General features: G+C 72.9%; 20 protein-coding genes. 11 read left to right on the forward strand and 9 right to left on the reverse strand.

The window, feature by feature from the left end; translation table 11 throughout:
- The first annotated feature begins 22 nt into the window (after nt 1–22).
- From rapZ to whiA, 3 genes are read left to right on the forward strand one after another with little or no spacing between them, the layout of a single operon-like run.
- Nucleotides 23–880 (forward strand): RNase adapter RapZ, encoded by an 858-nt coding sequence (rapZ, locus tag ACIGNX_RS32660; RefSeq protein ID WP_170232487.1) that lies wholly within the window; start codon nt 23–25, stop codon nt 878–880.
- Complete coding sequence (gene yvcK / locus ACIGNX_RS32665; RefSeq protein WP_396545037.1) at nt 877–1,908, forward strand: uridine diphosphate-N-acetylglucosamine-binding protein YvcK; 1,032 nt, start codon at nt 877–879, stop codon at nt 1,906–1,908. Before rapZ ends, yvcK begins: the two co-directional genes overlap by 4 nt.
- Nucleotides 1,899–2,885, forward strand: a complete 987-nt coding sequence (whiA, locus tag ACIGNX_RS32670) for a DNA-binding protein WhiA (protein ID WP_396545039.1) — start codon at nt 1,899–1,901, stop codon at nt 2,883–2,885. The genes yvcK and whiA overlap by 10 nt, the downstream gene beginning before the upstream one ends.
- A gap of 9 nt (nt 2,886–2,894) precedes the next feature.
- On the opposite strand, the gene ACIGNX_RS32675 is transcribed toward whiA, so the two are convergent.
- Entirely contained in the window at nt 2,895–4,955 is a 2,061-nt protein-coding gene (locus ACIGNX_RS32675; RefSeq protein ID WP_396545041.1) for an acyltransferase family protein, read from the reverse strand.
- Nucleotides 4,956–5,425: 470 nt separating this feature from the next.
- Here ACIGNX_RS32675 and gap point away from each other — a divergent pair, with 470 nt between their 5' ends.
- From gap to ACIGNX_RS32700, 5 genes are all read left to right on the forward strand, one after another.
- A complete protein-coding gene (gene gap, locus ACIGNX_RS32680; protein WP_396545043.1) occupies nt 5,426–6,430 on the forward strand; it encodes a type I glyceraldehyde-3-phosphate dehydrogenase in 1,005 nt (334 codons plus the stop codon).
- 22 nt (nt 6,431–6,452) lie between these two features.
- Nucleotides 6,453–7,616, forward strand: coding sequence for a phosphoglycerate kinase (locus ACIGNX_RS32685; protein WP_396545045.1), 1,164 nt, complete (start codon nt 6,453–6,455; stop codon nt 7,614–7,616).
- On the forward strand, nt 7,616–8,404 hold the full coding sequence (gene tpiA / locus ACIGNX_RS32690; protein WP_396545046.1) for a triose-phosphate isomerase: 789 nt from the start codon (nt 7,616–7,618) through the stop codon (nt 8,402–8,404). Before ACIGNX_RS32685 ends, tpiA begins: the two co-directional genes overlap by 1 nt.
- Nucleotides 8,405–8,494: 90 nt before the next feature.
- Nucleotides 8,495–8,728: a preprotein translocase subunit SecG gene (gene secG, locus ACIGNX_RS32695; protein WP_396545048.1), complete on the forward strand. Its 234-nt coding sequence runs from the start codon at nt 8,495–8,497 to the stop codon at nt 8,726–8,728.
- Nucleotides 8,729–8,800: 72 nt separating this feature from the next.
- Complete coding sequence (locus tag ACIGNX_RS32700; protein ID WP_015103628.1) at nt 8,801–9,145, forward strand: RNA polymerase-binding protein RbpA; 345 nt, start codon at nt 8,801–8,803, stop codon at nt 9,143–9,145.
- 94 nt (nt 9,146–9,239) lie between these two features.
- Here ACIGNX_RS32700 and ACIGNX_RS32705 read toward each other — a convergent pair whose 3' ends face one another.
- Complete coding sequence (locus ACIGNX_RS32705; RefSeq protein ID WP_396545051.1) at nt 9,240–10,169, reverse strand: hypothetical protein; 930 nt, start codon at nt 10,167–10,169, stop codon at nt 9,240–9,242.
- A gap of 44 nt (nt 10,170–10,213) precedes the next feature.
- Between ACIGNX_RS32705 and ACIGNX_RS32710 the strand changes: the two genes are divergently transcribed.
- Both ACIGNX_RS32710 and ACIGNX_RS32715 read left to right on the forward strand, forming a co-directional pair.
- Entirely contained in the window at nt 10,214–11,020 is an 807-nt protein-coding gene (locus ACIGNX_RS32710; protein WP_396545053.1) for a hypothetical protein, read from the forward strand.
- Entirely contained in the window at nt 11,017–12,696 is a 1,680-nt protein-coding gene (locus ACIGNX_RS32715) for a serine/threonine-protein kinase (protein ID WP_396545055.1), read from the forward strand. The genes ACIGNX_RS32710 and ACIGNX_RS32715 overlap by 4 nt, the downstream gene beginning before the upstream one ends.
- Nucleotides 12,697–13,033: 337 nt before the next feature.
- Here the strand turns inward: ACIGNX_RS32715 and ACIGNX_RS32720 are convergent, their stop codons facing one another.
- From ACIGNX_RS32720 to tkt, 7 genes are all read right to left on the reverse strand, one after another.
- A complete protein-coding gene (locus ACIGNX_RS32720) occupies nt 13,034–14,293 on the reverse strand; it encodes a sensor histidine kinase (RefSeq protein WP_396545056.1) in 1,260 nt (419 codons plus the stop codon).
- Between the two features lie 296 nt (nt 14,294–14,589).
- Nucleotides 14,590–15,345: a 6-phosphogluconolactonase gene (pgl, locus tag ACIGNX_RS32725; RefSeq protein ID WP_396545058.1), complete on the reverse strand. Its 756-nt coding sequence runs from the start codon at nt 15,343–15,345 to the stop codon at nt 14,590–14,592.
- Nucleotides 15,342–16,634, reverse strand: a complete 1,293-nt coding sequence (gene opcA, locus ACIGNX_RS32730; RefSeq protein ID WP_396545059.1) for a glucose-6-phosphate dehydrogenase assembly protein OpcA — start codon at nt 16,632–16,634, stop codon at nt 15,342–15,344. Before opcA ends, pgl begins: the two co-directional genes overlap by 4 nt.
- Nucleotides 16,631–18,172, reverse strand: coding sequence for a glucose-6-phosphate dehydrogenase (zwf, locus tag ACIGNX_RS32735; RefSeq protein WP_396545060.1), 1,542 nt, complete (start codon nt 18,170–18,172; stop codon nt 16,631–16,633). Before zwf ends, opcA begins: the two co-directional genes overlap by 4 nt.
- A complete protein-coding gene (locus ACIGNX_RS32740) occupies nt 18,169–19,785 on the reverse strand; it encodes a glucose-6-phosphate isomerase (protein ID WP_396545062.1) in 1,617 nt (538 codons plus the stop codon). Before ACIGNX_RS32740 ends, zwf begins: the two co-directional genes overlap by 4 nt.
- A gap of 24 nt (nt 19,786–19,809) precedes the next feature.
- Nucleotides 19,810–20,922 (reverse strand): transaldolase, encoded by a 1,113-nt coding sequence (gene tal / locus ACIGNX_RS32745; protein ID WP_396545064.1) that lies wholly within the window; start codon nt 20,920–20,922, stop codon nt 19,810–19,812.
- A 19-nt stretch (nt 20,923–20,941) separates the two neighbouring features.
- Nucleotides 20,942–23,038 (reverse strand): transketolase, encoded by a 2,097-nt coding sequence (gene tkt / locus ACIGNX_RS32750; RefSeq protein WP_396545066.1) that lies wholly within the window; start codon nt 23,036–23,038, stop codon nt 20,942–20,944.
- A gap of 256 nt (nt 23,039–23,294) precedes the next feature.
- Here tkt and ACIGNX_RS32755 point away from each other — a divergent pair, with 256 nt between their 5' ends.
- Nucleotides 23,295–24,218, forward strand: a complete 924-nt coding sequence (locus ACIGNX_RS32755) for a heme o synthase (RefSeq protein WP_396545068.1) — start codon at nt 23,295–23,297, stop codon at nt 24,216–24,218.
- The last annotated feature ends 38 nt before the right edge of the window (nt 24,219–24,256 follow it).

Raw genomic sequence — 24,256 nt, forward strand, 5'->3', positions numbered from 1 at the left:
ACCGGCCGGCGAGAAGTCCGGCATCGAAGTCGCGGTGGTGACGGGCCTGTCGGGGGCGGGCCGCAGCACGGCCGCGAAGTGCCTGGAGGACCTGGGCTGGTTCGTGGTCGACAACCTGCCGCCCGAGCTGATCGCGACCATGGTCGAGCTGGGCGCGCAGGCCAGGGGCGCGATCACCCGGGTCGCCGTGGTCATGGACGTGCGCAGCCGCGCGTTCACCGAGGACCTGGCCGCGGTGATCAAGGACCTGGACGCGCGCGGCTACAAGCCGAAGGTGCTGTTCCTCGAGGCGACGGACGACGTGCTGATCCGCCGGTTCGAGTCGGTGCGGCGCGGCCACCCGCTGCAGGCCGACGGCCGGCTGGCGGACGGCATCGAGGCCGAGCGCATCCTCCTCACGCCGCTGCGCGAGGAGGCCGACCTGGTGCTGGACACCTCGGCGCTGTCGGTGCACCAGCTGCGGGCCAAGATCGAGGACACCTTCGGCACGGAGTCGGCCACGCGCACGCGGGTCACGGTGCTGTCGTTCGGCTACAAGTACGGGCTGCCGATGGACGCCGACCTGGTCATGGACGTGCGGTTCCTGCCCAACCCGTTCTGGATCCCGGAGCTGCGCGAGCAGACCGGCCTGGACGGCGACGTGCGCAACTACGTGCTCACGCAGGAGGGCGCGGAGGAGTTCCTGGACCGCTACCACGAGCTGCTGCGGCTCATCGGCGCCGGCTACCGGCGCGAGGGCAAGCGCTACCTGACGCTGGCGGTCGGCTGCACCGGCGGCAAGCACCGCAGCGTGGCCATCTCCGAGGAGCTGGCGGGCCGCCTGGCCAGCGAGGACGGCATGGCCGTCAAGGTCGTGCACCGGGACCTGGGACGCGAGTGAGCTTCCGAGCGGTTGCGCTGGGCGGCGGGCACGGGCTGCACGCCACGCTCACGGCGCTGCGCCGGGCGACCGACGACGTGACGGCCGTGGTGACGGTCGCGGACGACGGCGGCTCCTCGGGGCGGCTGCGCCGCGAGCTGGGCCTGCTGCCGCCCGGCGACCTGCGCAAGGCCATGGTGGCGCTGGCCGGCGCCGACGAGTCGAGCGCGTTGTGGGCGACGTTGTTCCAGCACCGGTTCGGCGGCACGGGCGCGCTCGCCGGGCACGCGGTGGGCAACCTGGTGCTGGCGGGCCTGCTGGAGCAGCTGGGCGACCCGGTGGCGGTGCTGGAGGAGGCGGGCCGGCTGCTGGGCGTGCGCGGGCGGGTGCTGCCCATGTGCACCGAGCCGTTGTCGATCGAGGCGGACGTGACGGGCCTGGACGACGACGCCGACGTGGTGCGCCGCATCCGCGGCCAGGTCGCGATCGCCACCACGCCCGGCCGCGTGCAGCGCATCCGCCTGCACGGGCCCGGCGGCCCGGGTGAGGCCCCGCGCGGCTGCCCGGAGGCGGTGGAGGCGGTGCTGGCGGCGGACGTGGTGCTGCTCGGGCCGGGCTCGTGGTTCACCAGCGTGCTGCCGCACCTGCTGGTCCCCGAGCTGCACGACGCGCTGGTGCGCACGTCGGCGCGCAAGGTCGTCGTGCTCAACCTCGTCCCCCAACCGGGGGAAACCGACGGGTTCTCCCCGGAGCTGCACCTGGACGTGCTGTGCGCGCACGCGCCGGCGCTGCGGGTGGACGCGGTGATCGCGGACGTCGACGCGGTGCCCGTGCCCGACCGGCTGCGCAGGGCCGCCGCAGCTCTCGGCGCTGCGGCGCACCTCGCGCCCGTCGCCGTGGCGGGCGCACCCGACCGCCACGACCCGGCGGCGCTCGCGCTGAGCATCACCCGGGCGTTGGCAGGGCCTGGTGACGGGACCGGCGGGGCGTCGAGTACAACCCTCCAGGAAGACCGGACGAGCAGGGGAGGCGAGGCGCCGTGGCGATGACGTCGGCGGTGAAGGACGAGCTGAGCAGGCTGGCCGTCTCCAAGACCTGCTGCCGCCGCGCGGAGGTGGCCTCGCTCCTGCGGTTCGCGGGCGGCCTGCACATCGTCGGCGGCCGGGTGGTGGTGGAGGCCGAGCTGGACCTGGGCTCCACCGCGCGCCGGCTGCGCCGGGAGATCCACGAGCTGTACGGGCACCAGTCGGACGTGTTCACCATCACCTCCAGCGGCCTGCGCAAGGGCACCCGGTTCGTCGTGCGGGTGGTCAAGGACGGCGAGGGCCTGGCGCGGCAGACCGGCCTGCTGGACCCGCGCGGCCGCCCGGTGCGCGGCCTGCCCGCCCCGGTCGTGTCGGGCGGGGTGTGCGACGCCGAGGCGGCGTGGCGGGGCGCGTTCCTGGCGCACGGCTCGCTCACCGAACCGGGCCGTTCGTCGTCCATGGAGGTGACGTGCCCCGGCCCGGAGGCGGCGTTGGCGCTGGTCGGCGCGGCGCGGCGGATGGGCATCGGCTCGAAGTCGCGCGAGGTGCGCGGCGCGGAGCGCGTGGTGATAAGGGACGGCGACGCGATCGGCGCGATGCTGACCAGGCTGGGCGCGCACGACGGCGTGCTGGCCTGGGAGGAGCGCCGCATGCGCCGCGAGGTGCGCGCGACGGCGAACCGCCTGGCGAACTTCGACGACGCCAACCTGCGCCGCTCGGCCCGCGCCGCCGTCGCCGCCGCCGCGCGGGTGCAGCGGGCGCTGGAGATCCTGGGCGCGGAGGCCCCGGACCACCTGGCCGCCGCGGGCGCGCTGAGACTGGCCCACCGGCAGGCGTCGCTGGAGGAGCTGGGCCAGCTCTCCGAACCGCAGATGACGAAGGACGCCGTGGCGGGCCGCATCCGCCGCCTGCTGGCGATGGCGGACAAGCGCGCGAAGGAACTGGGCATGCCCGACACCGAGTCCGCCGTGACGGCGGACATGCTCGACGCCGAGGTCTGACCGGACCGGTCAGCGGAGCCCGAGGGCGGCGACGAGCGGCTCGGTCATGGACCGGACGTAGGTGTCGGTCAAGTGGTTGTCGCGGTAGACGACCACGTTGCCGACGACGGCCGGGCAGGTGTCGACGCGGCAGATCCAGTCGGTCAGGTCGACCAGTCGCACCCCCGGCAGGCCGGTCGCGGCGTCGGCCAACGGGTCCGTCGCGGTGCCCGCGGCCCTGGACCGGGACGTGTCGCAGTCGGCCGGGCGGTCCGGGTGGCGTTCGAGGCAGGGCACGACCGGCTCGCCGGGCCTCGGCAGGCCGCGGATCACGACGACCGGAATGTCGGCTCCGGATAGGGCGGACAGCATGGTCCGGTAGCCCTCCACGGCGCGGTCGGGCGACTCCCACGTCCAATTCAGGTCCGCCCGGTAGGACTCGGGCGACATGGCGGCGGTGACCACCAGGTCCGGGTGCAGGTCGCGGATGAGGTCGAGCTTCCTGAGGTTCTCGTCCGAGCAGACGGTCAGCGGTGTGCCCCTGTCGGACGGCGGCACGGAGGTGAACGGGCAGCCGTTGCGCACCACGACCTTCACCCGCCACCGGCCGGCGCCTTCGTGTCGCGCGAACTCGGCGAGCGCGCTGCTGAACTGGGCGGCGTGGGAATCACCGACGACGACCGCGGTCTTGGGTGCCAGCGGGTCGCCGTACATGCACGACGTGGGTTCCGCCTCCATCTTGTAGATGTTGCAGTTACCCGGCAGGTCGCCGAGCGGCCCGTCCTGCGCGGCCACGGCCGGTGCGGGCGCGAGGGCGACCCCGGACGGCACCGGACGCGGCCGGTCCGGGTCGAGGGCCAGCGCGCCGGGGTGGTCGGCGTCGATCACCGACCGGCCGCGCAACGCGGCCAGCGCCGACTCGGCCGACGCCCAGCCGCCGGCCGCGACGGCGACGCTCACCGCGACCATCGCCGCGCCGACGCGGTAGGTGGTGCGCCGTCGTTCGGGCTTGCGCCGCCGGAACGGGTCCTCGACGTACCGCTTCGACAGCGCCGCCAGCACGAAGCTGAGCGCGGCGGCCACCACGACCTGGTGGGGACCGAGCGCCCGGTCACCGGTCACCTCCAGCAGGAAGACGATCACCGGCCAGTGCCACAGGTACAGGCTGTAGGAGATGTCGCCGACGTAGGTCACCGGGCGCGGCCCGAGCACGCGGGCGAGCGATCCGTCGGCGGTCAGGAGCACCGCGGCCGTGCCGACCGCCGGCAGCACCGCGATCCAACCGGGGAACGCCATGTCCGTGGTGAACCCGAAGGCGCTCACCAGCACCGCGACCAAGCCGCCCCAGCCGAGCAGCCGACGTGCCGCCGCACCCGGCCGCACCCGGTGCGCGACCGTCGCGGCGAGGCCGCCGACGCCCAGTTCCCACACGCGGGTCGGCGTGACGAAGTAGGCCGCGCCCGGGTCGACCGGCGTGTACCAGACCGAGAACGCGAACGACGCCACCGTGATCGCGCCGACCGCGACCACCGCGTGCCGCACCGCGCCGCCGCCCCGACGCGCCGCGAGGGCGGCCGAGGCGAGCAGGACCAGCGGGATGACCAGGTAGAACTGCTCCTCCACGGCCAGCGACCAGAAGTGCTGCACCGGTGACGCCCCGACCGTGGCGTGCCCGTAGTCGTCGGACAGCACGGCCAGCAGCCAGTTCTGCGCGTTGACCGCCGAGAAGACGACCCCGCGCAGCACGTCCGGCCACCGCGAGGTGGGCAGCACCGCGAACACCGCCGCCGACACCGCCAGCAGCACGACCGTCGCCGCCGGCAGGAGCCTGCGGACGCGCCGCGCGTAGAAGTCGAGCAGCCGGACGGTGCCGGTGCGCCGGACCTCGCCGACGAGCGTGCCGATGATCAGGTAGCCGGAGATGGCGAAGAAGACGTCGACGCCGACGAAGCCGCCGGGCAGCCACCCGGGGCGCAGGTGGTAGCAGACCACCAGGCCGACGGCCAGCGCCCGCAACCCCTGGATGTCGGCCCGGGTGCCGAGGGGGTTCGAGGCGCGGGCGGGTGCGAGGGCCTGCTCACCGGTCACCATCGCCACTGCTCACCGCCACCGCCGAGGACAAAAGCGGCGCAGCTTAACCCGCCCGTGTGGCGTTGGAGCTACTTCGTTCAGCGAATCGTGACGTCCGGTCCACCCCGTGCGTCGAACGCCCGGGACCCCCGTGTCCCACGCTCGCGACCCCCGAGTTCCCCGCTCGGACACCGGTCCCGTCACGCTGCGCACACCCTGCGCGCGGGCACGCCGGGTCATACGCTGGAGTCGACCGGGACCCGGGACGCGGGCCGGTCGAGGCGGACTCCGGGGTCGGCAGAGCCCGCCGCCCGTGTTACCTCGCGGTAACAAGGCGGTCGAGCTGGATTTTCTTGTTCGATAAAGAGATCCTGGTGGTCCACGTGACCAGGGACGCAGGCCGGAGGCTAGGCTGGCTCTCGGCTGCCTGGTCAGCCCATGACTGCACGCCCCTGGCGGACAACGCCAGTCGAGTACCGAGGAGACTCACCGTGACGGTTCGCGTAGGTGTCAATGGTTTCGGCCGCATCGGTCGCAACTTCTGGCGCGCCGTTCAGGCCAGCGGGCACGACATCGAGATCGTCGCCTTCAACGACCTCGGTGACGTCAACACCATGGCCCACCTGCTCAAGTACGACTCCATCCTCGGCCGCCTCGACGGCGAGGTGACCGTGACCGACGAGGGCATCGCCGTCGACGGCAAGGTCATCAAGGCCCTGGCCGAGCGCGACCCGGGCAAGCTGCCCTGGAAGGACCTCGGCGTCGACGTCGTCGTGGAGTCGACCGGCTTCTTCACCGACGCCTCGGCCGCGCGCAAGCACGTCGACGAGGGCGGCGCGAAGAAGGTCATCATCTCCGCCCCGGCCAAGGGTGAGGACCTCACCGTGGTGCTGGGCGCGAACGACGACCAGTACGACGGTTCGCAGACCGTCATCTCCAACGCCTCGTGCACCACGAACTGCCTGGCCCCGCTGGCCAAGGTGCTGCACGACAACTTCACCATCGAGCGTGGCCTCATGACCACGATCCACGCCTACACGCAGGACCAGAACCTGCAGGACGCGCCGCACAAGGACCTGCGCCGCGCCCGTGCCGCCGCGCTGAACATCGTGCCCACCAGCACCGGTGCCGCGAAGGCGATCGGCCTGGTCCTGCCGGAGCTGAAGGGCAAGCTCGACGGCTACGCCCTGCGCGTGCCCGTGCCCACCGGCTCGGCCACCGACCTGACCGTCACCGTCGGCCGCGAGGTCACCGTGGACGAGGTCAACGCCGCCTACCAGGCCGCCGCCGAGGGCCCGCTCAAGGGCTACCTCCGCTACAACACCGACCCGATCGTGTCGGCCGACATCGTCACCGACCCGGCGTCGTGCATCTACGACGCGCCGCTGACCAAGGTCATCGGCAACCAGGTCAAGGTCGTCGGCTGGTACGACAACGAGTGGGGCTACTCCAACCGCCTCGCCGACCTGGTCAACCTCGTCGCCAGCAAGCTCTGACCGAACAGGCGGACAACTCGCTGTGAAGACTCTCGACGATCTGCTCGGCGAGGGTGTCTCGGGTCGGCGCGTCCTCGTGCGCGCCGACCTGAACGTCCCCCTCGACGGCGACCGCATCACCGACGACGGCCGCGTCCGCGCGTCGGTCCCCACCATCAAGGCGCTCGTGGACGCGGGCGCCCGCGTCCTGGTCGCCGCCCACCTGGGCCGCCCCAAGGGCGAACCCGACCCCAAGTTCTCCCTCGCGCCCGTCGCCGCGCGGCTGGGCGAGCTGCTCGGCCAGGACGTCCGGATCGGCACCGAGGCCGCCGGTGACGGCACCGTCGTGCTGCTGGAGAACATCCGCTTCGACGCCCGCGAGACCAGCAAGGACGACGCCGAGCGCGCCGCCCTCGCCGACGAGCTCGCCGCCAAGGCCGACGCGTTCGTCTCCGACGGCTTCGGCGTCGTGCACCGCAAGCAGGCGTCGGTCTACGACGTGGCCGAGAAGCTCCCGCACTACGCGGGCGGCCTCGTGCTCGCCGAGGTCGAGGTGCTGCGCAAGCTCACCGACGACACCCAGCGGCCCTACGTCGTCGTCCTCGGCGGCGCGAAGGTGTCCGACAAGCTCGGCGTCATCGCGAACCTGCTCACCAAGGTCGACCGGCTCCTCATCGGCGGCGGCATGGCCTACACCTTCCTCAAGGCCCAGGGCCACGAGGTCGGCGGCTCGCTGCTCCAGGAGGACCAGCTCGACCAGGTCCGCGGCTTCCTCGCCGAGGCCGAGCGGCGCGGCGTCGAGCTGGTGCTGCCCGTCGACGTGCTCGCGGCCACCGACTTCGCGCCCGACGCCGACTTCGAGGTCGTGCGCACCGACGCCATCCCCGCCGACCGGCAGGGCCTGGACATCGGCCCCGAGACGCGCGAGCTGTTCGCGTCCAAGCTCGCCGACGCGCAGACCGTGTTCTGGAACGGCCCGATGGGCGTGTTCGAGTTCGAGGCGTTCTCCGGCGGCACCCGCGCGGTGGCCGAGGCGCTCGTCAAGAGCGACGCGTTCACCGTCGTCGGCGGCGGCGACTCGGCCGCGGCCGTGCGCGCCCTCGGCCTGCCCGAGGACGGCTTCTCGCACATCTCCACCGGCGGCGGCGCGTCCCTGGAGTACCTCGAGGGCAAGGAACTGCCCGGCGTGTCTGTCTTGGAGGCGTGATGGCCCAGCGTCAGCCCCTCATCGCGGGCAACTGGAAGATGAACCTCAACCACCTCGAGGCCATCGCCCTGGTGCAGAAGATCGCCTTCTCCCTCCCGGAGAAGTACTTCGCCAAGGTCGAGGTGGCGGTGCTGCCGCCGTTCGTCGACATCCGCTCCATCCAGACCCTCGTCGACGGCGACAAGCTGTTGCTGAAGTACGGCGCGCAGGACCTGTCCCCGCACGACTCGGGCGCCTACACCGGTGACGTGTCCGGCCCCATGCTCGCCAAGCTCGGCTGCTCCTACGTCACCGTGGGCCACTCCGAGCGCCGCGAGTACCACGCCGAGGACGACGCCCTGGTCAACAAGAAGGTCAAGGCGGCCCTCAAGCACGGCATCACGCCCATCTTCTGCCTCGGCGAGCAGGTGGACGTGCGCGAGGCGGGCGGGCACGTCGAGCACTGCACCGAGCAGCTCGTCGCGGGCCTCGCCGGCCTCACCGCCGAGCAGGTCCGCGACGTCGTCGTGGCCTACGAGCCGGTGTGGGCCATCGGCACGGGCAAGGTCGCCTCGTCCGCGGACGCGCAGGAGGTGTGCGCGGCCATCCGGGTCAAGATCGCCGAACTCCACGGCGAGGACGTCGCTTCGGCCGTTCGAGTGCTTTACGGCGGCTCGGTCAAGTCCGGCAACATCGCCGAGTTGATCTCCCAGAAGGACGTCGACGGCGCCCTTGTGGGTGGTGCGAGCCTGGATGCGGACGAGTTCGCCAAGCTCTGCGCTCTCGCGGCGGGCGGCCCTCTACCCTGATGTGATTGACACTCACCCCACCCGCGGTGGTCCACGGTCGGCAGTCGACCGGGTACTCTGTGGCGTCACCTGCCTGACAGCGAGGAAGAAATGATCCTGTTCCTTCAGATCCTGTTGCTCGTCTCCAGCGTCCTGCTGATCCTGCTCGTGCTGCTGCACCGCGGGCGTGGAGGCGGTCTGTCCTCGTTGTTCGGCGGCGGCATGCAGTCGAGCCTGTCCGGTTCCAGCGTGGTCGAGAAGAACCTCGACCGGCTGACGTTGTTCGTCGGCGCGGTCTGGGTCATCGCCATCGTGGGCATCGGGCTGCTGATGAAGGTCAGCTGACAGGGGTCGGCGGGCGCACGGCGCCGGCCGGCACGGACACAGGGAAACCACGTGGTGGGGGTGTGAGGGTCGATGGCTGGTGGTAACGCGATTCGCGGTACCCGCGTCGGCGCAGGCCCGATGGGCGAATCGGAGCGCGGCGAGTCCGCGCCCCGACGTCGGGTGTCGTACTGGTGCGCGAACGCGCACGAGTCTCGGCCGTCGTTCGCGGTCGAAGCCGAGATCCCGGAGAACTGGGACTGCCCCCGGTGCGGTCTGCCGGCCGGGCGCGACGAGCAGGCCCCGCCTGCCCCGCCGCGCAACGAGCCGTACAAGACGCACCTGGCGTACGTGAAGGAGCGGCGCTCCGACGCGGACGGTGAGGCGATCCTCGAAGAGGCGCTCACCAAGCTGCGCAAGCAGCGCGAGGAGCCCTAGCAGGGTTCGAACGCACGGCACGACGGCCCCCGCGGTGACCAACCGGCGGGGGCCGTCGCCGTTCCCGCCCCGCCCGGTTCCCGCACCGCCCGGTTCACCCCTGCTTCGTGAAGACCCCCGCGAACTGCCGGCGCACCAGGACCGCGCCCACCAGCAGGAAGAACACCAGGATCACCAGCGTCGACGTCGTGCCGCCCGTCGAACTCGTCAGCGCCACGTCCACGCTGCCCACCAGCACCACACCGCAGTCCGCCCGGATCACGTGCCGCCCCGGCTGGATCGTCGTGAACTCCACCCTGGTGCTGAACGTCCCCGACCCGTCCGCCCGCGCCGTGCCGACGGCCTCGCCCAGCGAGCTGAGCCGCACCGGCCCACCCGGCTCGCACCCCGTGCCCGTGGCCGTCAGCGGGTCACCGGGCTGGATGTTGTCCTTGTCCAGCGTCAGCGCGCCGTCACCGTCGAACGGCTTCGTCGTGGTCGTCCCGGCCGACGAACCGCCCGTCGTCGTGGTGGTCGTGGTCGTCGTCGTGGTGGTGGTGCTCGTGGTGGTCGTCGTCGGCCCGGTCGTCGTGCTCACCGTCGGACGGGCGGCGGTGGTCGTCGTGGTCACCGGGGGAGCGGTCGTCGTCGTCACCGGCGGCGCGGTGGTGGTCGGCCGGACCGTCACCGTGAACGTGTCCGACGGGTTCGACGTCGCCGCGCACACCGGCCTCGCGGTCACCCGGTGCGCACCGGCACCCGCGTCGCCCGGCACCGTCGCCGTGCCCGACCCCGCGCCGCGCCCCGAGTGCCGGCCGCTGCCGATCACCCGCCCGCCGTCCCACAGGATCTGCACGGTGTAGTTCGAGCAGTCCGGATCCAGGTACACCCCGGTCCAGCTCACCGCGAACGCGCTGCCCGCCGGCCCGGAATCCGGGCTCGCCGTCGCGACGCCCTGCTGCTGCGCCGACGCCGGCGCGGCGAAGAGGACCGCGACGGCATAGGCCAGGGCGGCGAGTGGAGCTAGTGTTCCTGCCGATCGCATACCGACCCCCGGACCAGTCCGCCACCCACCCACGAGGTGCCCTTGTGAGACGCATTATGGGCAGCGCCGGTTTACTGCTCCTGTGCGGGATCTTCCTCGGTGCCGCCACCGCCCCCGCGCACGCGGCCGGGGACGCGGTCGCCATCGACGCCACGGTGGACGGAACCCCCGTCGGCGAGGACGAGCTGCTGCTCGACCCGGCCGCCTCCCCGCGCATCTCCGTGACCGTCCACAACGGAACCGACACCGTCCGGCACGTGAAGACCATCCGGCTGTCCGGCACCGCGCTGGCGCTGACGTTCTTCTCCTACGACACGACCGTGCCGTTCGACGTGCCCGCCGGGCAGAGCGTCACGCGCGGGTTCGTCCTCGACCTCGGGCAGCTCGGCGCGCAGGCGACCGGCCTGCTGCCGACCGAGCTGGAGGTCCTCGACACCAACCGCGACGTGATCGCGTCGATCGGCGTGACCGGCGACGTGCGCGGGTCCGCGTGGTCGGTGTACGGGGTGTTCGGGCTGGCGGTGTTCGCGCTCACGGTGCTGGCGTGGGCGGGCGCGCTGTTGGCCCTCGCCCGGCGGCGACTGCCCCCGAACCGGTGGCAGCGCGCCATGCGGTTCCTGCCCGCCGGCGTCGGCACGGGCCTCGTCGCGGTGATCTCGCTGTCCGTGCTGCGGGTCGTCGCGCCGTCGCCGGGCGCCGAGGTCCCGTTCGTCCTGGGCGCGGCCGCGGCGGCGTTCGCCCTCGGCTACCTGACCCCGCACCCGGACGCCGACGACCTGCCCGCCCCGCCGCCGGTCGACCCGGAGAGCACGCAGCGCATCACGCGGCCGGTGCCCGGCGGTGCCCGGTGACGGTGCCGGCGAACGTCGCCGCGGCCCTGCCCCAGTACGACCTCGGCGCGGAGATCGGGCGCGGCGGCATGGGCGTGGTGTACGCGGCCGTGCACCGGCCCCTCGGCCGCGCCGTGGCGGTGAAGCGGCTGCCCGGCGTGCCGGCGTCCGACGAGCGGATGAGCGCGCGGTTCGCGCACGAGGCCCGGCTGCTGGCGCGGCTCGACCACCCCCACATCGTGCCCGTGTACGACTACGTCCAGGACCGGGGCGAGCACCTGCTGGTGATGGAGAAGCTCGACGGTGGCACGGTGTGGTCGAAGTTCACCGGATCAGGCGTCACCCCCGCCTGGTCGTGTGCTTTCGGCCTGGCGATGCTGTCGGGCCTGCACGCGGCGCACGAGGCCGGCGTGCTGCACCTGGACGTGAAGCCGAAGAACCTGCTGTTCACCGCCGGCGGCGTGCTCAAGGTCGCCGATTTCGGGATCTCGCAGGTGGTCAGCGAGGGCGCGACGCTCGGGACGCACGGCGGGCAGGTGCTCGGCACGCCCGCCTACCTGTCGCCCGAGCAGGCGCTGGGCAACCCGCTCAGCCCCGCCGCCGACGTGTACGGGGCGGCGACGGTGCTGTACGAGCTGCTCAGCGGCCGGCTGCCGTTCGACGGCGGGGGCGGGGCGCTGGCGATGATCCAACGCCACGTCCACCACCAGCCCCGACCCCTGGTCGAGGTACCCGAACCACTCGCCCGGGTGATCATGCGCGGGATCGAACGGGACCCGCGGGCGCGCTACCGCAACGCGGAGACGTTCGCGGTGGACCTGGCGGGCGCGGCGGCGGGCGTGTTCGGCCGGGACTGGCTGCTGCGCCTGGGCGCCCCGATCCACCTGAGCCCGCAGGTGGCCGCCGCCACCACGCGCCCGACCGCGACACCCCCCGTCGTGCGGGAGACCCTGGACATCCCCGTTCGGGCGACGCTCGCCGAGGCCGGGACGACGCCCGTGCGGCTGGGCGCGGAAACCCTCGTGCCGGCCGCGCGGGTCCTGGCACCTCCCGCCCCGGCCCGCTGGTTCGCCCTGGCCGCCGCCCTGGCCGCGGCCGCCATGATCGCCGTGCCGCTCGCCACCCCGGGCCGCGACCTGCCGGTGCACAGCGCGGACCTGAGCAAGCCGGTCACCCTGGGCCTGGGCGACCCCACCACGGCCCACCTGACCCTCACCGCCGCCGGCATCACCCTGGCCGACGTCCCCGCCACCGCACCCGACCCGGCGGACCCCAACCCAGCCGCCGCCGGCCCGACCTCACCGCTCACCTTCGAGCTGCCGGGCGCGAGCCGGTGGATCGTGGGCGGCGCGGCGGTGGCCACGGTGACGGCCGACGGCAAGTCCGCCGACTACTCCCTCCAGCCCGTCACCCACCCGCTGGTCAGCATCATGGGCGCGGGGAGCGCGGTGCTGCTGCTGTTCGCGCTCGCGTACCTGGAGTCCGTGCTCCGGTCCGTGCGGCGGCGGCGGGCGGGGACCGGCGCAGTGGTCGTCGCGGCCCCGTTGGGCTTCGGGCTCGGGGTGGCGGTGTGGCTCCTGGCGTCCGTGCTGCTGCGGCACGCACCCGACCTCTGGCCGGCGCTGGTGTGCGGCGCGCTGGGGGCGGCGGCGGCCGTGTGCACGGTCGTGGCCGCGCGGCGGTCCGCGCTGCGCTGACCCGGGACCCGCCGACGACCCGCGCTCCGCGCTGCGCTGACCCGCGACCTGCCCACGGCCCGCGCTCCGCCGGATCGTCCGCCCGATGCCGGCTCCTCCGCCCGACTGCCCGCCGCCCGACTGCCCGCCACGCGACGGCGCGCCACGCGACGGCGCGCCCTCCGCGATCGCGCCCGCCGGCGATCGGTGGCCACGCCCCGGGGCCTCGGCGGCGGGGTCGGCAGGTGGCCGAGGCCGGGGGTGCCGGGGGCGGGCGGGTCGGTGCCGGCTTCCTCGTTGTTCCAACCGACGTCCGAGATCCAAAATAACAGCGTTTCGGTTGGTCGTTCCAGCAAATTCACTCGACAGTGGACTTCGGCACCTTCGCGCCGAAGCTTCTCACCAGCGGAAACGTCACCTTCACGGCGAAGCCGCCGTCGTCCGTCGGGCACGCTTCCAGCTCCCCGTCCAACAGCGCCGCACGCTCCCGCAACCCCACCAGCCCGTGCCCACCGCTGGGCAGCGCCGCCCCGTCCACCGAACCCACCGGCGGCTCGTTGCGCACCTCCACCACCAACCGCTCGTCCTCGGCGACCACCAGCACCGCCGTCGCCGCCCCCCGCGCGTGCTTCCGCACGTTGGTCAACGCCTCCTGCACGGCCCGGTAAACGGCACCGGACACCGGCCCCGGCACGTCGGCCACCGGACCGCGCACGGTCAGCGTCGCCGGGAACCCCGCGGACCCCACCAGTTGCGGCAGGTCCTCGATGCCCGGTCGGGGTGGGTCGTCGCCGTTCGTCGTCCGCAGCACGCTCACCAGTTGCCGCAGCTCGTCCAACGTCCGGGTGCTCAGCATCCGGATCGTCCCGGCCACCTGCCTGGCGTCCGGGTCGGCCGCCGCCATCCTCAGCGCGCCCGCCTGCATCGCGATCAGGCTCACCTGGTGCGACACGACGTCGTGCATCTCCCGCGCCAACCTGGCCCGCTCGTCGGCCCGCACGGCGTGCGCGTGCAGCAGGCGCTCCCGCTCGCGGCTCGCCGCCAGCTCGCCGATCCGCGCCGACAGCTCCTCCCGCGCGTGCGCCAGCAACCCGATCGCGATCGGCATCCCGGCGACGATGCACCCGTAGATGGCGTTGTGCACGTGCGTCTTCCAGTCCAGCGCTAGGAACTCGTCCACCGGCCACACGAAGAACCGGCTCAGCCACACCAGCGCCGCCCCGACCCGCACCTGCCGGGACAGCAGCTTCTGCCGCGCCAGCGTCCCCAGCGCGATCATCGCCGCCAACTGCGCCCACCCGGCGAGGAACCCGGGCACGGTGATCAGCACGACCAGGAACGGGAACCGCCGGCGCAGCGCCACGGCCGCCACGGCGATGGCCGACAGCACGTAGTTGTACCCCTCGGCCTCGGGCACGACCCGCAGCCACACGTCCAGCGCCGCGATGCCGACGGCCGCCACGTCGAACCACAGCTGCCGGTGCCGCCCGAACCACCGCCGCAGGACCCCGGTGAACGCAGCACGCCGCACCCGTTCGGTCGGAACGCCGTTGACCCGACCGCTCGGCAGCCTCTCGACAGCGTCGCCGGTCAGGGTGCGACCTCCCGTGTCAGCCATCCGCCGGTCCTCACCGTACTGCGCCGCCATCACGCTTGGCATGACCCGCCTCTCCACCCCGACCTGCGCAACCACCACCCGGTCACCCTTCGAGATGCTCTGACTACCCGAAAGGGACGGCGGCCGCCGCACAAAATTGCGAGCGCGAACGTCCGATCAGCGGACACCGTGCCTGGTCCCGGACGTCGAGTGGGGCAGGTCACGCGCGAACGCCCCCGAACGCCGACCGCCGCGCCCCGAACGCCGACTGCCGCCGCGCCCCGGAGGACGACGGCGGCAGTCGGAGGAGCCGGGGTTCAGGCCGACGAGCCGGGCACCTCGGCAGCGGCGGCGGAGTCGAGCAGCCACAGGGTGCGTTGACGACCACGCGCGCCCGCCGCCGGCAGCTGCTCCTCGTCCGCGTCGGTCAGGCCGGTGGCCACGGCGGACGCCTTCGCGGCACCCGTCGTCATCAGCCACACCTCCCGCGCGGCCCGGATCGCGGGCAGCGTGAGGCTCACCCGGGTCGGCGGGGGCTTGGGGCAGTCGCGGACCGCGACGACCGCCAGCTCCCGCTCCCGCACGGCCGGCGACTCGGGGAACACCGACGCCACGTGCCCCTCCTCGCCGACGCCGAGCAGGCACACGTCGAACGACGGCACGGAACCGCCCCCGGCCGCGGCCAGCACGTCGGCGTACGCGGCGGCGGCGGCCTCCGGGTCGTCGCCGAACCGGCCGTCGGACGGCTCCACGACGTGCACGCGCTCGGCCGGCACGGGCACGTGGTCGAGCAACGCCCCCCGCGCCTGGGTCTCGTTGCGCTCCGGGTGCCCGGCGGGCAGGAACCGCTCGTCGCCCCAGTACAGGTCGACCCGGCTCCAGTCCACCGCGTCCCGGGCGGGCGTGGCGCGCAGGTGCTCCAGCACCGCGATGCCGGTCCGCCCGCCGGTCAGCACCAGCGACGCCGACCCGCGCGCGGTCTGCGCGTCCACCAGGCTGGTGACCAGGCGGGCCGCCGCGGCGGCGGCCAGCAGGTCGCCGTCGCGGTGCACCACCACCTCGGGACGGCTCACGAGCCGGCCTTGGCCTTCGCCGACTTGGCACCGGTCCTGCCCGCCGCCTTGCCGGCCGCCGACTTGCCGCTCGCGGCCTTGGCGGCCGCCGCCTTCGGAGCGGCGGCCTTCGGAGCGGCGGTCTTCGCCGTATCGGACTTCACCGCAGCGGACTTCGGGGCAGCGGACTTCGACGCGGCGGCGGACGTCTTGGCGGGCTTGTCGTCCACCCGGGCGTCCACCTTCGCGTCGGCCTTCGGGTCCGCCTTCACGTCGGGCTTCTCGGCCTTCGCCTCGACCTTGCCGTCGGGGCTCGCGGTCGCCGTCCCGTCACCGTCCGCCTTGGCCTGGGCGGGCTTGCGCGTCGCCGCGGCGGGCTTGGTCGGGGTCCGGCCGCGCACGACCTTGCCCAGCGACCGCAGCGCCGCCTCGTACACCTCGTCCGGGTCGAGCCGGCGCAGCTCCTCGGCCAGGCAGTCCCGCACCTGGCGGCGCTGCAGCGCGACCCGCCGCTCCGGCTGGCCCGCCTGGGTCAGCGTGCCGACCTTGCCGTCCGGCCGGGACAGCTCGACCACGCCGGACCGGCGCTCCAGCCGCACGTCCACGATGCCCTCGCCGCGGGCGGCCTTCACGCGCTTCACCGGCACCCGCAGGCACCCGGCGAGCCACGCGGCCAGCAGGTCGGTGGACGGCGAGTCGCTCTCCCCGCTCACCTCGGCCTCGGTGACCTTCTCGTGCGGCGGCAGGTCGAACGCCGACGCGAGCATCGCCCGCCACAGCGTCAACCGCGTCCACGCCAGGTCCGTGTCACCGGGCGTGTAGCCGACGCGGCGCTGCTCCAACGCCCTGATCGGGTTCTTCTCCGCCGCCGCGTCGGTGATCCGGCGCTGCGCGAGCTGCCCGATCGGGTCCTGCGCGGGCACGGCGGGCGCCTCGTTCGGCCACCACGCCACCACCGGGGTGTCCGGAAGCAGCAGCGGCACGACGCACGAGGCGCCCTCGTTGGCCAGCTCGCCGTACAGGCGCAGCACGATCACCTCGGACGCGCCCGCGTCACCGCCGACGCGGATCTGCGCGTCGAGCCGCGGCGCGGCCTTGCGCGCGCCGCGCGCCACCACGATCACCCGGCAGGGGTGCTCGCGGCTGGCGTCGTTGGCCGCGTCGATGGCCTCCTCGGTCTTGGTGCCGTCGTCGGTCACGATGACCAGCGTCAGCACCCGGCCGAGGGTGACCGCACCGCCCTCCTCGCGCAGCCGCACGAGCTTGCTGTTGACCTGCGACGTGGTGGTCGAGGGCAGGTCGATGATCACGGACGCCTCCAGTGCCTGCCGGTGCGGGCCAGCATCTCGTCCGCCGACGCCGGCCCCCAGGTGCCTGCCTTGTACTTCTCCGGGGCGCCGGTGGCGGCCCAGTGCTTCAGGACGGGGTCCAGGATCTCCCAGGACAGCTCGACCTCGTCGTTCTTCGGGAACAGCGACGGCTCGCCCAGCAGCACGTCCAGCAGCAGCCGCTCGTAGGCCTCCGGCGAGGACTCGGTGAACGCGTGGCCGTAGCCGAAGTCCATCGTGACGTCCCGGACCTCCATCGAGTTGCCCGGCACCTTCGACCCGAACCGCATCGTCACGCCCTCGTCCGGCTGCACCCGCACCACCAGGGCGTTCTGCCCCAGCTCCTCGGTGGCGGTGTCGTCGAACGGCAGGTGCGGCGCGCGCTTGAACACCACGGCCACCTCGGTGACGCGGCGGCCCAGGCGCTTGCCGGTGCGCAGGTAGAACGGCACGCCCGCCCAGCGGCGGGTGTTCACCTCGCAGGTGATGGCCGCGTAGGTCTCGGTGACCGAGTCCTTGGCGAACCCGCCCTCCTCCAGCAGGCCGGGCACCTTCTGCCCGCCCTGCCAGCCGCCGGTGTACTGGCCGCGGGCCGTGGTCTCGTCGAACGGCCCGATCGCGCGGGTCGCCGACAGCACCTTCACCTTCTCCGCGCGCAGGTCGCTCGGCCGGAACGACACCGGCTCCTCCATCGCGGTCAGCGCGAGGAGCTGGAGCAGGTGGTTCTGGATCACGTCCCGGGCCGCGCCGATGCCGTCGTAGTAGCCCGCGCGCCCGCCGAGGCCGATGTCCTCGGCCATGGTGATCTGCACGTGGTCGACGTAGTTGGCGTTCCAGATGGGCTCGTAGAGCTGGTTGGCGAAGCGCAGCGCCAGGATGTTCTGCACCGTCTCCTTGCCGAGGTAGTGGTCGATGCGGAACACCGACTCCTCGGGGAAGACGTCGTTGACGGTCTTGTTGAGCTGCTTGGCGCTGGCCAGGTCGTGGCCGAACGGCTTCTCGATGACCACGCGCCGCCACTGGTCGGGCTTGTCGCTCGGCGGCGTGGCCAGCCCGGCCCGCTTGAGCTGGTTGACCACCGTGGTGAACGCGCTGGGCGGCACCGACAGGTAGAACGCGTGGTTGCCGCCCGTGCCGCGGTCGCGGTCCAGGTCGGACAGGGTCGCGGCGAGCGAGTCGAACGCGCTGTCGTCGTCGAAGGTGCCCTGCACGAACCGGATGCCCTCGGCGAGCTGGTCCCAGACCTCGGTCCGGAAGGGCGTGCGCGCGTGCTCCTTGACGGCGTCGTGCACGACCTGCATGAAGTCCTGGTCGGCCCAGTCGCGGCGGGCGAAGCCGACGAGCGCGAAGCCAGGCGGCAGCAGGCCGCGGTTGGCCAGGTCGTAGATCGCGGGCATGAGCTTCTTGCGCGACAGGTCACCGGTCACGCCGAAGATCACCAGGCCCGAGGGCCCGGCGATGCGCGGCAGCCTCTTGTCCCGCGCGTCGCGCAACGGGTTGCGCTTCGTCGGAGTCGTCACGAACCGTCCTCCTGGATTGCCTCGACGAGCTGGGCCAGCCCGGCGACGCGGTCGGTCAGGTGCAGCCGCAGCACCGGCCGGCCCCGCTCCGCGAGGACCTGCCCGTCGCCCAGCGCCTGCGCGAGCTGCAACGTGCTCAGGTCGTACGGCCTGCCCGGCACGTCCAGGTTCTCCCCGGACGCCCCGGTCAGCTGGAGGAACACGCCGTTCTGGTGACCGCCCTTGTGGTACTGGCCGGTCGAGTGCAGGAACCGCGGGCCCCACCCGAACGTGGTCTGCAGGTGTGAACGCTGCGCCAACTCCGGGCGAACCAGGGCGAACGACGCGTCGTCGGATCGGTCGAGGTACGCCTGCACGGACAGGTAGCCGCGCTCGGGGGCGGCCGCGACGAGCGCCCGCAGCGCCTCGGCGACGGTCTTGACGTCCGCCGGCAGCCAGCCCTCGCTCGGGTACGCCTCGATCGGACCGTCCACGAAGGCCGGTTCGACCGACGACGCGGCGGGGGAGTCCAGCAGCGAGCGGGCCGCCTTCTTGGCGGCCTCGACGTCGGGCTGGTCGAACGGGTTGATCTCCAGCACCCGGCCGACGAGCGCGGTCGCGTACTCCCAGACGAGGAACTGCGCGCCGAGCGTGCCCTCGACCGACAGCGTCGACGAGCCGGTGGCCGGTCCGATCGCGACGGTGGTGGCGTCCGGGCCCGCGTCGACGAAGCCGGGCGCGCCCGGGCCCTCGACCACGACGGGCAGCAGGCCCGTGCCGTTCTTGCCGGTCGACTCGGCGATGAGCTGCTCGGCCCAGTCGCCGAACCCGGCGATGCCCGAGCCCGTGTCGGCGAACACGACCTTCTCCGCGCCGTGCGCGTGGGCGACGGCGAACGTCGCCGCCAGCACCACGGCCGGGTTGTCCGGCGAGTCGGCCGACACCAGCGGCGCGGCGGCCGCGGCCTCGTCCAGCAGCTTGCCGACGTCCGCGCCGGCCAGGCCCGAGGGCACCAGGCCGAACGCGGTCAGCGCCGAGTAGCGGCCGCCGACGTGCGGGTCGGCCAGGAACACCCGGCGGTAGCCGGCCTCGCGCGACGCGGCCTCCAGCGGCGAGCCGGGGTCGGTCACCACGACGATCCGCGACGCCGCGTCGACGCCCGCCGCGGTGAACGCGGCCTCGAAGATCCGCCGGTGGCTGTCGGTCTCGACGGTGCCGCCCGACTTGGACGACACCACCAGCACCGTGCGCTTCAGGTCGCCGGCCAGGGCTTCCGCCACCTGGCCGGGGTCGGTGGTGTCGAGCACCACCAGCGGCACGCCTGCCGTGCCGGTGATCACCTCGGGCGCGAGCGACGAGCCGCCCATGCCGGCGAGGACCACCCGGTCCACGCCTTCGGCGAGCAGCTCGTCGCGCAGCGCGGTGATCTCCGCGACCAGCGGGCGGGACGTCTCGTGCAGCGTCGTCCACGCCAGGCGGATCGACGCCTCCGGCTCCGCCTCGGCCCCCCACAGGGTGGCGTCCCCCGCGGTGAGCCTGCTCGGTGCCGAATCCCGGACCAGGTCGCCCACGACGGTGTCGACCTGCTCCTGGTTCGGTGTGCGGACGATCTCCACGGAGATCACCTCGGTCATGTCAGTCCCGTTCGGTTGTCGGTCTCAGCCCTTGGCCTGGTCCAGCTGTCCGGTCACCGTGTCGAGCAGCTCGGCCCACGACTTCTCGAACTTGTCGACGCCCTCGGTCTCGAGGGCGATGAACACGTCGTCCAGGTCGATGCCGACCTCGACCAGCCTGTCGAAGACCTGCTGCGCCCGCTCCGCGCGGCCGGTGACCTTGTCGCCCTCGATCTTGCCGTGATCGGCGACCGCCTGCAGGGTCTTCTCCGGCATCGTGTTGACCGTGCCGGCCACCACGAGCTGGTCGACGTAGCGGGTGTCGGAGTACTTCGGGTCCTTCACGCCGGTGGACGCCCACAGCGGGCGCTGCGCGCGGGCGCCGTCGGCGGCCAGCGCCTCCCAGCGCTCGCCCCGGAACGTCTCCTCGTAGGCCGCGTAGGCCAGCACGGCGTTGGCGATGGCCGCCTCGCCGCGCAGCTCGGCCGCCGCCGGGTCGTCGATCGCGTCGAGCCGCTTGTCGACCTCGGTGTCCACCCGGGACACGAAGAACGACGCCACGGAGTGCAGGCCGCGCAGGTCGTGCCCGTTCGCCTTGGCCTGCTCCAGGCCCGCGATGAACGCCTCCATCACGTGCCGGTACCGCTCGACGGAGAAGATCAGCGTCACGTTCACGCTGATGCCCTCGGCCAGCACCCGGGTGATCGCGGGCAGGCCCTCGACCGTGGCCGGGATCTTCACCAGCAGGTTGGGCCGGTCCACGGCCTTGGCCAGGTCCAGCGCCTCGGCGACGGTGGCCTCGGTGTCGTTGGCCAGCCGGGGGTCGACCTCGATCGACACGCGGCCGTCGACGCCGTCGGTGGAGGTGTAGAGGTCGCGGAACAGGTCGCACGCGTTGCGCACGTCCGTGGTGGTGATCTCGCGCACGGCGGTGTCGGTGTCCGCGCCGCGCGCGGCCAGCTCCCGCACCTGCTCGTCGTAGGCCGAGCCCTTCGCCAGGGCGGCGGCGAAGATCGTCGGGTTGGTGGTCACGCCGGTGACGTGCTGGTCGGCGATCAGGCCGGCCAGGTTGCCGGAGTTCAGCCGCTCGCGGGACAGGTCGTCCAGCCAGATCGACACGCCCGCGTCGCTCAGCGCGGCCAGCGGATTGGTGGTCATCTCGTCAACTCCTGGGTCTCTACTTGGTCCGGGACAGCGAGCGGCGGGCCGCCGCGACGACGTTCTCCGTCGTGAACCCGAACTCGCGGAACAACGTCTGGTAGTCCGCCGACGCGCCGAAGTGCTCGATGGACACGATCTCGCCCGCGTCGCCGGCGAAGCGGTACCACGGCTGGGCGATGCCCGCCTCGACCACGACGCGCGCCTTCACCGACGACGGCAGCACCTGCTCCTGGTAGCCCTTGTCCTGGGAGTCGAACCACTCGACGCTCGGCATGGACACCACGCGGGCGGCGACGCCCTCGGCCTGCAGCACCCGGCGCGCCTCGACGGCGATCTGCAGCTCCGAGCCGGTCGCGATGAGGATCAGCTCCGGCTCCTCCTCGCCCTCCAGCACGTAGCCGCCGCGCGCCACGCCCTCGGTGGCCTTCTCCTTGGTGCCGTCGAGCACCGGCAGGTTCTGCCTGGTCAGGGCGACACCGATGGGGCCGATGCCGCGCTGGGAGACGATCGCCCGCCACGCCGCCGCGGTCTCGTTGGCGTCACCGGGGCGCACGACGCTCAGGCCCGGGATCGCGCGCAGCGCGGCCAGGTGCTCGATCGGCTGGTGCGTCGGGCCGTCCTCGCCCAGGCCGATGGAGTCGTGCGTCCACACGTAGACGACCGGGGACTTCATCAGCGCGGCGAGCCGCACGGCCGGGCGCATGTAGTCGCTGAACACCAGGAACGTGCCGCCGTACGGGCGGGTCGGGCCGTGCAGCGCGATGCCGTTGAGGATCGAGCCCATCGCGTGCTCGCGGACGCCGAAGTGCAGCGTGCGGCCGTACGGGCTGGTCTTCCACATCTTGGTCGAGATCGACTCGGGGCCGAACGAGTCGACGCCCTTCATCGTGGTGTTGTTCGACTCGGCGAGGTCGGCCGAGCCGCCCCACAGCTCCGGCAGCACGTCGCGCAGCGCGTTCAGCACCTCGCCGGAGGCCTTGCGGGTCGCCACGCCCTTCGGGTCCGGGTCCCACGACGGCAGCGCGTCGGTCCAGCCCTCGGGCAGCTCGTCGGCGACCAGGCGGTCCAGCAGCGCCTTGCGCTCCGGGTTCGCCTCGGCCCACGCGTCGAACGAGCGCTGCCACTCGGCCTTGGCCGCCTCGCCGCGCTTGATCACCGCGCGGGTGTGCTCCAGCACCTCGCCCGCGACCTCGAAGGTCTGCTCCGGGTCGAAGCCGAGGATGCGCTTGACCTCGGCCACCTCGTCCGCGCCCAGGGCCGCGCCGTGCGCCGCGCCGGTGTTCTGCTTGTTCGGCGCGGGGTAGCCGATGATCGTGCGCAGCAGGATGAACGACGGGCGCTCGGTCTCGGCCTTGGCGTTCTTCAGCGCCTCCAGGATGCCGGCGACGTTCTCGCCGCCCTCGACGACCTGCACGTGCCAGCCGTAGGCCTCGTAGCGCTTCGCGGTGTCCTCGGACAGCGCGATCGTCGTGTCGTCCTCGATGGAGATCTTGTTGTCGTCGTAGATGACGGTCAGGTTGCCGAGCTTCTGGGTGCCCGCCAGCGACGACGCCTCGGACGTCACGCCCTCCTCGATGTCGCCGTCGGAGGCGATCACGAAGATGTCGTGGTCGAACGGGCTCTGCCCGGCCGGGGAGTCCGGGTCGAACAGGCCGCGCTCGCGCCGCGCGCCCATCGCCATGCCGACCGCCGACGCGAAGCCCTGGCCCAGCGGGCCGGTGGTGATCTCCACGCCGTCGGTGTGCCGGTGCTCGGGGTGGCCGGGGGTCTTGGAGCCCCACGTGCGCAGCGCCTTGAGGTCGTCCAGCTCCAGGCCGTAGCCGTTGAGGTAGAGCTGGATGTAGAGGGTGAGGCTGGAGTGGCCGGCGCTGAGCACGAACCGGTCGCGGCCGATCCAGTCGGGGTCGGCCGGGTCGTGCCGCATGACCCGCTGGAACAGCGTGTACGCCAGGGGCGCGAGGCTCATGGCGGTGCCGGGGTGGCCGTTGCCGACCTTCTGCACGGCGTCCGCGGCCAGGACGCGGGCGGTGTCCACCGCGCGCTTGTCGAGCTCGGTCCAATCCTCGGGCAGGTGGGCTTCGGTCAACCGGGCGATGTCATCGGTGACGGACACTGACTTCCAGCTCCAAACTCACTAGGCGGCGGTTGTGACGGCCGGCGTGAACTAAATCGATCCCGTCAGGCCCGATCCGCGGCTACCAAGGTCCACCGACCAGCCTAGTCCGACCATCGGACGCGCGTGCTACTCACGCTCTGTGGGTGTACGCACAGGCGTGGCAGGTGCGCTCGGGGAGTACCCGAACGGGCTGCTCGCCGAACGCGCGGTTACGATCTGCGTCATCCCCCGACCTGTTGAGGAGCGCGACGCCATGAGTGCCGTCACCGAGGCTCCGGCGCGGTCGCCCCGGCAGGTGGTCGGCGCGTACGTGGCGCTGACCAAGCCCCGGGTGATCGAGCTGCTGCTGATCACCACCATCCCGGCGATGCTCCTGGCCGCGCGCGGCCTGCCGCCGCTGTGGCTGATCGCGTGCACGCTGGCGGGCGGCACCCTGGCCGCGGGCTCGGCCAACGCGCTCAACTGCTACGTCGACGCCGACATCGACTCGGTGATGAAGCGGACCAGCGCCCGGCCGCTGGCGAAGGACGCCATCCCGCCGCGCAACGCGCTGATCTTCGGCATCGTGCTGGGCGTGGTGTCGTTCGGGTTCCTGTGGCTGACCACGAACCTGATCTCGGCCGTGTTCGCCGTGGCCACGATCCTGTTCTACATCTTCGTCTACACCCTGGTCCTCAAGCGCCGGACCTCGCAGAACATCATCTGGGGCGGCATGGCCGGCTGCATGCCGGTGATCATCGGCTGGTCGTCGGTGACCGGCACGGTGGCGTGGCCCGCGCTGGTGATGTTCGGCGTGATCTTCTTCTGGACGCCGCCGCACACCTGGGCGCTCGCGATGAAGTTCAAGGAGGACTACGCGCGGGCCGGGGTGCCGATGCTGCCGGTGGTGGCGACCGCCCAGCAGGTCACCCGCCAGATCGTCATCTACTCGTGGATCACGGTCGCCTGCACGCTGCTGCTGGCCCCGGTGACGTCGTGGGTCTACGTCGCGGTGGCGGCGGTGTCGGGCGTGTGGTTCGCGGTGTTCGCGCACCGGCTGCACGGGGTCGTGCGGCGCGGCGGGTCGACCAACACCATGAAGTTCTTCCACCTGTCGAACCTGTACCTGATGCTCGTGTTCTGCGGCCTGGCCGTGGACGCGGTGATCGGCCTGCCGGTCCTCGGCTGGCCCTTCTGACCCCCTGGTGATCACCCTGACGGGTGGTCCGCTCCGGG

Origin of the sequence: Actinosynnema sp. NPDC053489 (assembly GCF_044544865.1) — a bacterium.
Taxonomy (GTDB): Bacteria; Actinomycetota; Actinomycetes; order Mycobacteriales; family Pseudonocardiaceae; genus Actinosynnema.